This window comes from Deltaproteobacteria bacterium, assembly GCA_019310525.1.
In the GTDB taxonomy this organism is placed as follows: Bacteria; Desulfobacterota; DSM-4660; order Desulfatiglandales; family HGW-15; genus JAFDEE01.
Genome location: JAFDEE010000040.1, coordinates 1 through 12,243, shown reverse-complemented (window position 1 = coordinate 12,243; position 12,243 = coordinate 1). Strand labels below are relative to the sequence as shown.

At 56.2% G+C, this 12,243-nt stretch carries 13 protein-coding genes; 9 read left to right on the top strand and 4 right to left on the bottom strand.

The window, feature by feature from the left end:
• Positions 1 to 23 precede the first annotated feature (23 nt).
• From ilvN to JRF57_09295, 4 genes are all read left to right on the top strand, one after another.
• Positions 24 to 521, top strand: coding sequence for an acetolactate synthase small subunit (gene ilvN / locus JRF57_09310; GenBank protein MBW2303896.1), 498 nt, complete (start codon positions 24 to 26; stop codon positions 519 to 521).
• Positions 522 to 636: 115 nt separating this feature from the next.
• Entirely contained in the window at positions 637 to 1,695 is a 1,059-nt protein-coding gene (ilvC, locus tag JRF57_09305) for a ketol-acid reductoisomerase (GenBank protein ID MBW2303895.1), read from the top strand.
• A 26-nt stretch (positions 1,696 to 1,721) separates the two neighbouring features.
• Entirely contained in the window at positions 1,722 to 2,786 is a 1,065-nt protein-coding gene (locus tag JRF57_09300; protein ID MBW2303894.1) for a 3-isopropylmalate dehydrogenase, read from the top strand.
• Between the two features lie 76 nt (positions 2,787 to 2,862).
• A complete protein-coding gene (locus JRF57_09295; protein ID MBW2303893.1) occupies positions 2,863 to 3,690 on the top strand; it encodes a nitrilase in 828 nt (275 codons plus the stop codon).
• A gap of 143 nt (positions 3,691 to 3,833) precedes the next feature.
• Here the strand turns inward: JRF57_09295 and JRF57_09290 are convergent, their stop codons facing one another.
• Together JRF57_09290 and JRF57_09285 are read right to left on the bottom strand one after the other, a co-directional pair.
• Positions 3,834 to 4,151 carry a TusE/DsrC/DsvC family sulfur relay protein gene (locus JRF57_09290; protein ID MBW2303892.1) on the bottom strand — a complete coding sequence of 106 codons (318 nt, stop codon included), beginning with the start codon at positions 4,149 to 4,151 and terminating at the stop codon, positions 3,834 to 3,836.
• A gap of 80 nt (positions 4,152 to 4,231) precedes the next feature.
• Positions 4,232 to 5,671: a cobyrinate a,c-diamide synthase gene (locus tag JRF57_09285; protein MBW2303891.1), complete on the bottom strand. Its 1,440-nt coding sequence runs from the start codon at positions 5,669 to 5,671 to the stop codon at positions 4,232 to 4,234.
• Between the two features lie 404 nt (positions 5,672 to 6,075).
• Between JRF57_09285 and dsrA the strand changes: the two genes are divergently transcribed.
• From dsrA to JRF57_09260, 5 genes are all read left to right on the top strand, one after another.
• A complete protein-coding gene (dsrA, locus tag JRF57_09280; protein MBW2303890.1) occupies positions 6,076 to 7,497 on the top strand; it encodes a dissimilatory-type sulfite reductase subunit alpha in 1,422 nt (473 codons plus the stop codon).
• A gap of 22 nt (positions 7,498 to 7,519) precedes the next feature.
• On the top strand, positions 7,520 to 8,707 hold the full coding sequence (gene dsrB, locus JRF57_09275; protein ID MBW2303889.1) for a dissimilatory-type sulfite reductase subunit beta: 1,188 nt from the start codon (positions 7,520 to 7,522) through the stop codon (positions 8,705 to 8,707).
• A gap of 34 nt (positions 8,708 to 8,741) precedes the next feature.
• Positions 8,742 to 8,972 carry a dissimilatory sulfite reductase D family protein gene (locus JRF57_09270; GenBank protein ID MBW2303888.1) on the top strand — a complete coding sequence of 77 codons (231 nt, stop codon included), beginning with the start codon at positions 8,742 to 8,744 and terminating at the stop codon, positions 8,970 to 8,972.
• 88 nt (positions 8,973 to 9,060) lie between these two features.
• Positions 9,061 to 9,687, top strand: coding sequence for a tetratricopeptide repeat protein (locus JRF57_09265; protein MBW2303887.1), 627 nt, complete (start codon positions 9,061 to 9,063; stop codon positions 9,685 to 9,687).
• Positions 9,684 to 10,316, top strand: coding sequence for a YkgJ family cysteine cluster protein (locus JRF57_09260; GenBank protein ID MBW2303886.1), 633 nt, complete (start codon positions 9,684 to 9,686; stop codon positions 10,314 to 10,316). The genes JRF57_09265 and JRF57_09260 overlap by 4 nt, the downstream gene beginning before the upstream one ends.
• Here the strand turns inward: JRF57_09260 and JRF57_09255 are convergent.
• Positions 10,297 to 11,442 carry a hypothetical protein gene (locus JRF57_09255; protein MBW2303885.1) on the bottom strand — a complete coding sequence of 382 codons (1,146 nt, stop codon included), beginning with the start codon at positions 11,440 to 11,442 and terminating at the stop codon, positions 10,297 to 10,299. The genes JRF57_09260 and JRF57_09255 overlap by 20 nt on opposite strands.
• The coding region (locus JRF57_09250; GenBank protein ID MBW2303884.1) for a HEAT repeat domain-containing protein at positions 11,439 to 12,243 on the bottom strand (805 nt) is incomplete at its 5' end. The genes JRF57_09255 and JRF57_09250, both read right to left, overlap by 4 nt.

The following is a 12,243-nucleotide window of genomic DNA, read 5'->3' as shown; positions in this document are numbered from 1 at the left end:
TTGAAGAAAGGTGGTCTTTTTTTATGGGAAAACTGGATGAAAAGAAATCCATTCTGTCGATTCTGGTGGATAACAAGCCGGGTGTGCTTTCACGTATCGTTGGGCTGTTCAGCGGCCGCGGATTCAACATCGAGAGCCTTTGCGTAGCTGAAACCACGGATCCTCTGGTCTCCCGGATCACCATCGTGACTTCGGGTGAATCCCGGGTGCTCGAACAGATCAAGAAGCAGCTCAACAAGCTGATCAATGTGATCAAGGTTATGGATTTTACGGACCTGGCCTTTGTTCAGGGGGAAATGGCCCTTGTCAAGGTGCGGGCGAAATCCGAACACCGGGCGGAGATCCTGCGGACCGTGGATATCTTCAAGGCCAGGGTGGTGGATGCCAGTCCCGAGTACTATATTGTAGAGATCATCGGGGACGACTCCAAGATCGACGCCTTCCTGAGCCTTGTAAAACCCATGGGGATAAAGGAGATCGCCAGGACCGGAACCATTGCCCTGGCAAGAGAAAAGAAGTAGGAGAAAATCCGACGAAAGGCTCATCGCGGATCGCCGTCGGGTACCCCGGCGGGAATAATCCTGGAGTCGGCATCCGTACCTGTATGAAATATCAGATCAAAAGAAAGGAGATAGCATGGCAAAGATTGATTTTGGTGGCGTGATGGAAGAGGTTATAACCTCGGAAGAATTCCCCCTGGAGAGGGCCAGGGAGGTTCTCAAGGACGAAACCATCGCCTGCCTGGGTTATGGCGTTCAGGGACCCGGACAGGCCCTTAACTTGAGGGACAACGGGTTCAAGGTGATCGTGGGGCAGCGGGAAAGCGAACCATTTTACTGGGACAAGGCCGTGGCGGACGGCTTTGTGCCGGGCGAAACCCTCTTTTCCATCGAGGAGGCGGCAAAGCAAGGGACCATAGTGCTCTATCTCCTCTCAGATGCCGGGCAGGTGGCCACCTGGCCGATGGTCAAAGAATGCCTGAACCCGGGGGATGCCTTGTACTTTTCCCACGGTTTTTCCATCGTGTACAAGGATCAGACAGGTATCATTCCCCCGGAGAACATCGATGTGATCATGGTCGCTCCCAAGGGTTCAGGGCGTACCGTGCGGACAAATTTTCTTGACGGCAGCGGAATCAATTCGAGCTACGCCGTGTTTCAGGACTACACGGGGCGGGCCAAGGACCGGACCCTGGCCCTTGGTATCGCCATCGGATCCGGTTACCTTTTCGAAACCACCTTTGAAAAGGAGGTGTACAGTGACCTGACCGGAGAGCGGGGTGTGCTGATGGGATGTCTTGCAGGCGTGATGGAGGCCCAGTACAATACGTTGAGGAAAAACGGGCACAGTCCCAGCGAGGCCTTTAACGAGACGGTGGAGGAATTGACCCAGAGCCTTATCCGGTTGGTGGCCGAGAACGGCATGGACTGGATGTTCTCCAATTGCAGCACCACGGCCCAGCGCGGTGCCCTGGACTGGGCGCCGAGGTTCAGGGACGCTGTTTTGCCGCTCTTCGACGAACTCTACGAAAAGGTTGTATCCGGGGAGGAGACCCGAAGAGTGCTGGAGGCCAACAGTGCGCCGGATTACCGGGAAAAGCTGGAGGCGGAATTGGAAGCCATCCGGAACTCGGAAATGTGGCGGGCCGGGGCCGCAGTACGTTCCCTGAGGCCTGAAAACAGGAAGAAGAAATAGCGCTGAGCCCGAGGAGGAAAGTGGACATGGCAACTTACGATGTCGCGGTGATCCCCGGAGATGGAACGGGTCCGGAGGTGGTGAGAGAAGGGGTGAAGTGTCTGGAGGCCGTTTCAAGGAAATACGGCCTCGATTTCCGATTTCAAAACTATGACCTGGGGGGGGAGAAATACTTGAGGGAGGGGGTCCTGCTCCCGGATGAGGTGATCGAGGAACTCAGGGGCATGGACGCCATTTTCCTGGGGGCTATCGGCCATCCAGAGGTCAAGCCCGGAATCCTGGAGAAGGAAATCCTCCTGAAGGCCCGCTTTGAGCTTGACCTTTACATCAATCTCAGGCCTGTCCTTCTTCTCCCCGGCGTGGAGACGCCCCTGAAGGACAAGGGGCCGGAGGATATCGATTTCGTGGTGGTGCGGGAGAACACGGAAGGGGTCTACGCCGGGGGAGGCGGCTTCTTCAAGAAGGGAACCCCGGAGGAGATCGCCATCCAGGAATCGGTGAACACCCGAAAAGGGGTGGAGCGTTGTATCCGTTATGCCTTTGACCTGTGCCGCAAAAGGGATAGGAAGAAATTGTTGACCCTTTGCGCGAAAACCAACGTGTTGATATACGAATCCGATCTCTGGTTTCGGGTATTTGAGGAAGTCAAGGAGGAATATCCGGATATCCGCACCAATTACCAGCACGTGGATGCCCTTTGCATGTGGATGGTCAAGAATCCCGAGCAGTTCGATGTCATAGTCACGGGAAACATGTTCGGGGATATCATCACAGACCTGGGGGCCGTGATCCAGGGAGGACTCGGAATCGCCGCCGGGGGCAACATTAATCCCGATACGACGGCCATGTTCGAACCTATCGGCGGCTCTGCCCCGAAATATACGGGGCTCAACATAATCAACCCCATGGCGGCCATCGGCGCGGCCCAGATGATGCTGGAGTACCTTGGAGAGGGAGAGGCCGCCGATTGGTTGCTGGAGGCCATGAAAAAGGTGCTCCTTAATGATCTCAAGAGCATGGATGCCGGAAAGATGGGATACGGAACGAGCGAAGTCGGAGATCTTGTGGCCGGTTACGTGGAGAGCTCCTGAGTCCGGGTGACCTGTGAGGGCCGGGTAGGGGTGACGGCTTGACGCCGTCGCGCCCCGGTGAAGGGGGAGGAGGAAGGTGAAGGACGTCAAGGTGGCGGTGGTCTGCATGCGTTCCCGGCCGGGGAAGATCGAGGAAAACCTGAAGAAGACAGCATACTTTTTGCAGGAGGCCGCCCGGGCGGAGGCCGATCTGGTCTGTTTCCCCGAGTTGTCCCTTACCGGTTATGTGCTGGATGATCCCGGAAAGATTCTTGCCCCTTCCCGAAGCGGGGATCTGGTGAAAGAGGTAGCCCGGCTGGCAAGGGAGTATGAGGTGGGGGTGCTGGCAGGAACCATCGAGTGGGGGGAGGAGGGCCCATTTATCAGTCATGTCCTGGCTGATTCGGAGGGAATTGTGGGGATCCACCGCAAGACCCACTTATCGCCCCCGGAAAAGGCCGCCTATGTCCCGGGGGAAAGGATCAGGGTTTTTCCTTTCTCAAAGGCCACCTTGGGTGTGGAACTCTGTTACGAGGCCCACTTTCCGGAAATCAGCACCCTGCTGGCCCTGAAGGGAGCTGAGATCCTGTTCATCCCCCATGCCTCCCCAGGGGGCTCCCCGGTGGAGAAGGCCGAAAGCTGGCTCCGGCACCTCACCGCCAGGGCCTTTGACAATGGAGCCTTCGTGGTGGCCTGCAACCAGGTGGGAAAAGGTGAAGAAGGGCTCGTTTTCCCTGGGGTCGCCCTGGCCCTGAATCCGGCGGGACGCGTAATCCGCCGCTTCGAGGGGGAAGGAGAGACCCTCATGACGGTCGAACTGCGGGAAAGGGACCTCCAGGAGGTTCGGGGCCACAGAATGAAATATTTTCTCCCCCACCGGAGGGCGGAACTCTACGAAGCCCTTTGGCGGGGGAAAAAGGGATAATGAACCACCTCCCGAATGCCGTTTTTCCGTTCAGGAGGACCGCAAAACATCATCTGGGATCATAAAAAAAGGCACAAAAGAAGCTTTTTTTCTTCTGATGTGCCTTTTGGGCGTGAAAGGATGGGACCTGAATCCCGTAAAACCTAGACGCATCCAGTAGGTTTTGGCAGACCCGCCATTTTACAGGCGCCCTTGCCCGGGCCCGATGGAAACAGCTCGTAAATGTATTTCAGCTTGTATCCGGTAACTTTGGAGAGAATCCTCACCATCGGAGCAATGCCGTTCTTTTTGTAATAGTCCTGAAGAACCTTGATGACCTTCCAGTGTTCGTCGGTCAGCTCTTCGATCCCTTCGGTCTGTTTCACATAGCGCACCCAAGCCTCGTTCCAATTGTTGAAGTCGTCGATGAAGCCGTCTTCGTCGACATTGAAGGTGTGACCTTCAAATTCTACCGTAGGCATACCTCTAACCTCCTTGATGATTAAATAAGATGCTTGCTCCTCTTACAAATTTTGACATATAAACCAAATCCCAGATAATGTCAATCCTTCATTTTATTCCCGGAATCCCTTCCCTCTCGCCTTTCTTTATAGGTCTTTGCGATCTGAAAGAGCGTTTCCCCCCACATGGAATTCCCCGCGGCGTGAAGGTGGGTATAGGTGGCCAGAAGGTTTTTCCTGCAAAGGCCGTCCTTCCGGCCGTCCAGACCCTTTCCCCGCAGAACCCGGAAAACCGAGCGCGTGTCCCCTGACGGTTCCCCCAAGGGACGTGAATAGTGGAATTCATGTCCCCGGAGGACCTCTCCGGTGTCGAAATAGGGGTTTTTCTCCGTAACTTCCAGTATTGTATAACCATGGCCCTGGGGTCTCTTTTCCATGGCGAAGGATAGGGATAGGGCACCGACCATCGGGTAGGTGTGTCCATCGGTCACCAGGTGTTTCCCGAGAAAGAGCAACCCGCCGCACTCCGCGTATACCGGGAGTCCCTCATCGATCCTCCGCCCCAGGGTTTCCCGAAAGGATCGGTTATCGGCGAGGACGGAAGCCTGAGTCTCCGGAAAACCTCCCCCGATGTAGAGGGCGTCGAGCTCGGGGAGTGCCCTTTGGGATGTGGCATCGACTTTTACGAGAAAGGCGCCCAGGCGTTCCAAGTGTTCCAGGTTTTCCGGGTAGTAGAACCAAAAGGAACGGTCCAGGATGTACCCGATTCGGGGACGATCTTGCCTTTTTACCGGGGTTCCCTTGCCTTTTGATACTTCCGATAAATCGGGCCCGGGGCTGATGGGTGGGACGTCGTGGGCCAACTCCCAAATGGCTTTAAGGTCGAGGTAAGATTCGACCGTCGACCGGGCCCATGCGATGGCCCCTTCCGCATGGTCTCTTTCTTGATGGGGAACAAGGCCCATATGGCGTTCAGGAAAGGGATTGTCTTTCAGTTTGGGGATCGATCCCACGATCGGGATACCGCAGTAATGTTCGATGGAGGCGCGAATGATGGATTCCTGCCTTTGACCGGCCACCCGGTTCAGGATGACCCCTGCGATCCGAAGATCCTTTTCAAAGGTTTGACATCCATGGACAAGGGCGGCGACGGTCCTGGTGGACATGGTCACATCGGCTACCAGGAAGACGGGGCATTTCAAGAGTCTCGCCAACTCCGCCGTGCTGCAACATCCTTCCTGGTCGAGGCCGTCGAAGAGCCCCCGGTTGCCTTCGATGAGGGCGAGGTCCGCGTCTAAGGAGTAAGTGAGAAAGGAGTGAAGGTTCTGCTCATCATTCATCATGAAGGAATCCAGGTTGCGGCAGGGGCGGCCTGCGGCCAGGGAAAGCCATGCGGCATCGATGAAGTCCGGTCCCTTCTTGAAAGGAGCGATGCGAAAGCCCTGGGCCTTCCAGGCAGAGGCAAGGCCCAGGGAAAGGACCGTTTTTCCGGATCCTCCCTTGAGGGCGGAGATGATCATGCGGGGCGGCGCGTTCAGCATAGTCCCCCTTTGTTTTCTCGGGTTGACCCTTTGTCCTTCTACCGAAAAGATGTCCCGAATCTAAGAGAAGGGCTATAGGACCTTGCATAGTGAATGTCAATAGATAATGAAACGGCCCGCACAGGAACGCCTGTCGTCCGAGTTTTTTGTTGACAACACAAGGAGTTTCTGCCTATAAACATCCTCTTGATTTGGCTCTATTTCTAGTGCTTGAGGATTCCGAAAGGAATGTTCAGCAAAGGTTTCGTCGCCGCCCAGAGGGCGAGACCGTAAGGGTAAGAGGAATAAAACAAGTCACATGGGAATATTGAATTCAAACTGAGGGAGGAGGTGAGCACTGGAGAAAGGTCTGAGATCGCTGCTTTCTCTTTTTGTCAATCAGCAAGTCAAAGGAGGCATGAAGAATGGCGTTTGAACCAAAGGAACCACAAAAAGAATTGAAGTACGATGAGCTCAGGATTTATTCAGACGATGAGCTCAATAATTACACGGAAGAGGAGCTGAAGAATTTCAAGATCAAGCATGACATCCCCATGGTGGAGGACCTGGAATCGGGTCCGTGGCCCAGCTTTGTGGCCGACGCCAAGCGGGAGGCCCTTCACCGCAGGAAACTGGGCCAGGATCGCTTGATGATCGAGCAGGACGTGGTGGAGGACATGCTCGGCCAACTCGAGGTTTCCTTCCAGGACGGGGAAACCCATTGGAAGCACGGCGGTATCGTGGGCGTGTTCGGTTACGGGGGCGGTGTTATAGGCCGGTACTCGGATCTCCAGGAACAATTTCCCTCCATCGCCCACTTCCACACCCTCCGTGTGAATCAGCCGGCGAGCAAGTTCTATAGCACCGATTACCTGAAGACCATCTGCGATCTTTGGGAGTTCAGGGGAAGCGGTATGATGAACATGCACGGCTCCACCGGCGACATCATTTTCCTGGGAACCTTCACGGAGCAACTGGAACCCATCTTCTTTGAACTGGGACACGTCCTCCAGCAAGACCTCGGCGGGTCAGGTTCAAACCTGCGGACACCCTCCTGCTGTATCGGGAAGGCCCGGTGCGAATTTGCCTGCGTGGATACCCAGGAACTCTGCTACGAGCTGACCCATTACTATCAGGACGAGTTGCATCGCCCGCAGTTCCCCTATAAATTCAAGTTCAAATTCGACGGATGCCCCAACGGTTGCGTGGCCTCCATCGCCCGTTCCGACATGTCCTTCATCGGGACCTGGCGGGACAATATCCGCATCGACCAGGAAGCGGTCCAGGCTTATATCGGCGGTGAAATAGCCCCCAACGGCGGCGCCCATGCCGGGAAGGATTGGGGTAAGTTCGATATCCAGAAGGAAGTGATCGATCTCTGTCCGACCCGGTGCATGTGGATGGAAGACGGAAAGCTCAAGATCGACGACAAAGAATGTACCCGCTGTATGCATTGCATCAACGTGATGCCCAGGGCCCTCAGGCCAGGAACGGATACCGGGGTCAGCATTCTCCTGGGCGCCAAGGCCCCCATTCTGGAAGGCGCCCAGATGGCCCTCCTGACCATCCCCTTCATGAAGGCCGAACCTCCCTTTGACAACATCAAGGAGAAAGTCATCGAGCCGATTTGGGATTGGTGGATGGAAGAGGGGAAGAACCGCGAGCGGCTCGGCGAACTCATCCAGAGGCAGGGTGTCCAGAAACTCCTCGAAGTGCTCAACATTCCGCCCATGCCGCAGATGGTGAAAGAACCCCGCGCCAACCCTTACATCTTCTGGAAAGAGGAAGATGTTCCCGGCGGTTGGGATCGAGATATCAAGGACTATCGCGCCAGACACAAGAGATAGGACGGACAGGAGGGAATGAAATATGGCATTATCACAGGAAAGACTGGGACGTTACAACCCTGACAAGCCCATGGAAAACCGGCTCACAGACCTTGGGCCGAGACATTATTGGCAATATTTTCCACCCGTCATCCAGAATAATTACGGCAAGTGGCTCTACCACGAGATCCTCGAACCCGGGGTGCTGGTCCACGTATCGGAGACGGGGGACAAGGTATTTACCGTCAGGTGCGGGGGTTGCCGCTTCATGACGGTGGAAAACGTCCGGGAGATCTGCGAGATCGCTGACAAGTACTGCGACGGTTACGTGCGTTTCACCACCCGGAACAACATCGAATTCATGGTGGACACTCAGGACAAACTGGATGCCCTGGTAAAAGACCTCAGAAGCCGAAAGCACGTCTCCGGGAGTTACAAGTTCCCCATCGGTGGAACCGGTGCGGGTGTGACGAACATCGTGCACACCCAGGGCTACATCCATTGCCATACCCCGGCGACTGACGCCTCCTCCATGGTCAAGTCTATCATGGATGAGCTTTTCGACTATTTCCAGGGTATGACCCTTCCCGCCCAGGTCCGGGTCTCCATGGCCTGCTGCCTGAACATGTGCGGCGCGGTCCATTGCTCGGATATCGCTCTGCTGGGCTACCACAGGAAACCCCCGATCATCGACTCGGAGGTCCTGGAGTCGGTCTGCGAGATTCCCCTGGTCATCGCGGCCTGCCCCACGGCGGCCATTTCTCCCGCCAAGACGGAGGAAGGCAAGAAGACCGTCAAGATCAAGAAAGAGCGGTGCATGTTCTGCGGCAATTGTTACACCATGTGCATGGCCCTTCCACTTTCCGACAAGGAAGGGGACTGCGTGACCTTGCTGGCCGGCGGGAAGCTCTCCAACCGGATCAGTCCCCCGAAGTTTTCCAAGGTGGTCATCCCGGCCTTGCCCAACAACTTCCCGCGTTTCCCGGAAACCTGCGAGGCGATAAAGAAGATTATCGAGGCTTACGCCGCGGACGCCAGGAAGTACGAACGCATCGGCGACTGGGCCGAGCGCATCGGATGGGAGAAATTCTTTGAGAAGTGCGGCATCCCCTTTACCGAGCATCTGATTGATGACTACCGGCTTGCTTACGATACCTACAGGACCTCCACCCAGTTTAAGTTTACGGAGGCAGCTTGGGCGGTATCCAAGGCCGCCGGCGGTATCGAGTAAACCGCCCTTCGGTATACACAAAAGGAGCACCGACATGGAAGATCTGAAAAAGGCGATTCTCGAATTCGCCGAGACGAGCAAGAAGACCAAGTTTTATTTCAAGGACATGGAAAAGGCCGTCCAGAAACAGTTTCCCAACGCCAAGGCCAGGGAGATCAAGAAGGCGGCCACCGCCCTGGTGAATGAAGAAAAACTGATTTACTTCTCCACCGGGAGCAGCACCATGTACGGCCTGAAGGGCCGCGGGCAAACCGAGGACCATTAGGTCGATTATCCAGACTCCTTTTTAACAAATAATTGAAAGGGGCCGCTGTCCGGAGGATAGCGGTCCCTTTCAGTTGACGGGGATCCCTATGAAACAGCCACAGGATTCGGAAGAATTTATCCAGGAACAAAAAAAAATCCTTGCGGAAAATCCCGAGTGCGCCACTTCCCAGTACAACATCGGGGTTTCCTTGATGGAGCAAGGACGATTAGAGGAGGCCGTTCCCTACTTCCGGGAGGCCATTTCCAACAGCGGCAGGATGTTCGAGGCCTGGGTGAATCTCGGATATATCTATTTCAAGAAAGGTGACCTCGAACAGGTGGCTGAGGCCAACAAGCGGGCTATTGAGATCGAACCCCGTTATGCACGGGGGTATGCCAACCTGGGATTCGCCTATCTCCAGATGGGCAGGACGGATGAGGCCATCGAGGCCCTTGAGAAGGCCATTGAACTGAACCCGGATATCGTGCAAGCCTGGAACAACCTGGCCAATGCCTATCTCCAGAAGGAGGACACTGCAAAGGCCATCGAAATCGGGGAAAAGCTTGTGAAGATGGCCCCTGATTTCGCCCTGGGACACAACAATCTCGCCTTCGCCTATTACAGTGACGGTCAGTGCGACAAGGCCATCGAACACCTTGACCGGGCCGTTTCCCTGGGATTCGAAGTCCACCCGGAATTCCTGAAACGCCTTGAACCCCACCGCAAGTCATGATCCCGGCGGATCTTCTCAACCGTTACGAGAACCTGATTCTGGGGGCGGACCGGGCCTTTCAGAAGATAGAAAGGGAATATCCCCAAGAGGTCCTGTGCAGGATCGGATGCTCGGACTGTTGCCATGCCCTCTTCGGCCTGTTTCTGATAGAGGCGGCCTATATCAAGGGACATTTTGAAGGATTGGATCGGAAGGAGAGGCGGGAGGTCCTCGCGCGGTGCGTGAGGATGAACCGGGATCTTGAGAGATTTCAAAAAAACGTCGGGCCCGGGATGGAGACGGGTTCACCCACCCCGGACATCCTGGGAAAGGCGCGGATCCGCTGTCCTCTCCTGGACGATGAAAAGAGATGCGTCCTGTATCCCAGCCGTCCCCTGACCTGCCGGGTTTACGGGATCCCCACCAGGATCCGGGGGAAGGCCAGGGTATGCGGAAAGGCCGGTTTCAACCAGGGCCGCTCTTACCCGGCCTTCAATCTCGACGAAGCTCAACAGATCCTTTTTTTGCTCTCCCGTGAGTGGCTGATACGACTGGGAACCGAGAATCCCGGGAAGGCCTCTCTCCTGATATCTCTGGCCAGGGCCCTCGAATCGCCCCTGGATGAAATCCTCAGGGAGTGCTATGTATGACCTGGAGCAGGTCTTCCAGGTGAGCTTCCTGATGATGCCGGATCAGTGGAAGGTCCTCAGGATCATCCGGGGGCAGGATCTCTACGAGGGTGTCAAGCAGGTGTCCCATTTCCTCTTTGGAGAAACTTCTCAGTAACCACCGGAAATCCGCTGGTTCCCCCAGGGGGAATCGGCCCTCCCCATTCTTGACTTCCAGGGCCTCGAAAAATCCCTCCAGCACCGGTTTGAGGATCTCCCTTCCGGCAAAGTGCCGTTCACCTGTTCCCTCCAGCCTGTCGATCCTCATTTTCAAACACAACTCCAGGAAGAAGAAAAGGAGGGGGATCCCGGGTGGATTCTCTTCCCTCCCCTTAAAAGACTCCGGGATGTCATAGTCCCTCACGGTCGTCAATTTTACGTCGACGGCTCCATTTTTCTCCCGGACGACGAAATCCCCGGCGGCATGATGCCAGGAAAGGATCCTGCTTCCGGTCTCGATATCGTAGTAGAGGGTCAGTATCTTGGCGGCCTGCTTAAAGATTTTCTCCATCGATTCTTTTCCCAAAGGACGGTGACCCCGGTCGGGGTCCCAGAGCAGGAGCACCGGTTCTCCCGTTTTCCTAAAGGAGAAGTGCCACTCATGATAATCCTGGAACCACTCCTCCAAAATCATTCCTAGGCGAAGGGGCGGGTCTCCTCTCCCCACCGGGACCTCCCCCGAAGCGAAGACCTCTGGCACGTAACGGAACGAAAAGGCGGCCCATAGTCGCCTGAGGGCCTCCCTTTCGTGTCTCAGGGAATCCGCACCCCTCCCGGGGAGAGCCGAAAGGAGAGCGAAATTCACTTTTTCGTCCTGAACAATGACCTCGATACGGGCCACGTGGTAAAGGGCCCCGTGTTTCTCGCTGATGATGCGGATCTCCTCGATGGCGCCGGGAAGAACCGGAGTACCCGCCTTCCGGCCGAGGGCGGTGAGTATGGGTGAGGGAGGGGCCTCAAGGAGGAACCGGCCGATTGCATCGAAATAATCGTTCAGGCGCAGGGTGGGGTGCTCCTGGGTCGGGCTGAGAAGAAAAGGCCCCTGGAGGAAATCCTCCGGGACGGGAACCGGTCCGTCGGTTGAAGAGAAGAGATAGCGGGTTTTCACAGCTTTTCCAGGGACTCGGAGGCCAATTGGCCGACCGTTTTCTTCATGATCCGGCCGTTTCGGTAGATTTCCAGGGGAACCGGGTCTTCCAGCAACGAAGTGAGTTCTTCTCTTGCCTCTGCCGCTCCCAGGCCGCCCAGGAAGAGGGCCGCGTAACCCCTCACGGCCGGTTCAGGGTCCTGGAGGAGTGGGATGAAATAAAAGGCCTTTCCCCTGAGAATCGCCGGGCTTGCCGTTGCGATCATCTCCAGGGCCCGGAGGACCTGGGGGAGAAGTGTCCTGTCCTTCAGGAAGGAGAAGAGCTGGGGAACGAATCCGGCAAACCGTTCCGGACTGTTCCGGATGATCTCTCCGATAGCGTCCAGGGCGCCCCAACTGGAGGCCGCGGTGTCCGAGAGGCTGGTGAGAAATCCCTGGAGGAGACGCGAGACAGCGCCGGGGTTCGTTTCAGCGATGCGGGCGGAAACCTGTCCGAGGGCGTCCGCCGCACGGTAGCGGAGTAAGGTGTCGACGGTGTACAGGAGCCGTTGGAGATGCCGGAGGAGCCGCCTGTCAGTAGCGGCGGCCTTGAGAAGAGGCTCGAACCTGTAATTTTTAACCAGATCCTCTACTTCCCTTTTGCCAAGGGGTCTGGCCCTGGTTTTCCCCGCCGGATATTCCTTGACAGCCGGGGTGCTCCTCTCCAGGTTTTTTTTCAATCCGTCCCTGGTAACTTCCAGGACGTCCTCATGGATTTTGATGAAGTAGAGGGTCCCGAGAATCCGGCGACCCTGGTAAGCCCCACCGTGGACGATGAGGTGG

Bases quoted from the DNA above. Each gene is read 5' to 3' on its own strand.
- JRF57_09270 (MBW2303888.1), top strand. From the start codon at position 8,742: ATGGAAGATCTGAAAAAGGCGATTCTCGAATTCGCCGAGACGAGCAAG.
- JRF57_09290 (MBW2303892.1), bottom strand. From the start codon at position 4,151: ATGCCTACGGTAGAATTTGAAGGTCACACCTTCAATGTCGACGAAGAC.
- dsrA (MBW2303890.1), top strand. From the start codon at position 6,076: ATGGCGTTTGAACCAAAGGAACCACAAAAAGAATTGAAGTACGATGAG.
- dsrB (MBW2303889.1), top strand. From the start codon at position 7,520: ATGGCATTATCACAGGAAAGACTGGGACGTTACAACCCTGACAAGCCC.
- JRF57_09265 (MBW2303887.1), top strand. From the start codon at position 9,061: ATGAAACAGCCACAGGATTCGGAAGAATTTATCCAGGAACAAAAAAAA.
- JRF57_09285 (MBW2303891.1), bottom strand. From the start codon at position 5,671: ATGCTGAACGCGCCGCCCCGCATGATCATCTCCGCCCTCAAGGGAGGA.
- ilvC (MBW2303895.1), top strand. From the start codon at position 637: ATGGCAAAGATTGATTTTGGTGGCGTGATGGAAGAGGTTATAACCTCG.
- JRF57_09260 (MBW2303886.1), top strand. From the start codon at position 9,684: ATGATCCCGGCGGATCTTCTCAACCGTTACGAGAACCTGATTCTGGGG.
- JRF57_09300 (MBW2303894.1), top strand. From the start codon at position 1,722: ATGGCAACTTACGATGTCGCGGTGATCCCCGGAGATGGAACGGGTCCG.
- ilvN (MBW2303896.1), top strand. From the start codon at position 24: ATGGGAAAACTGGATGAAAAGAAATCCATTCTGTCGATTCTGGTGGAT.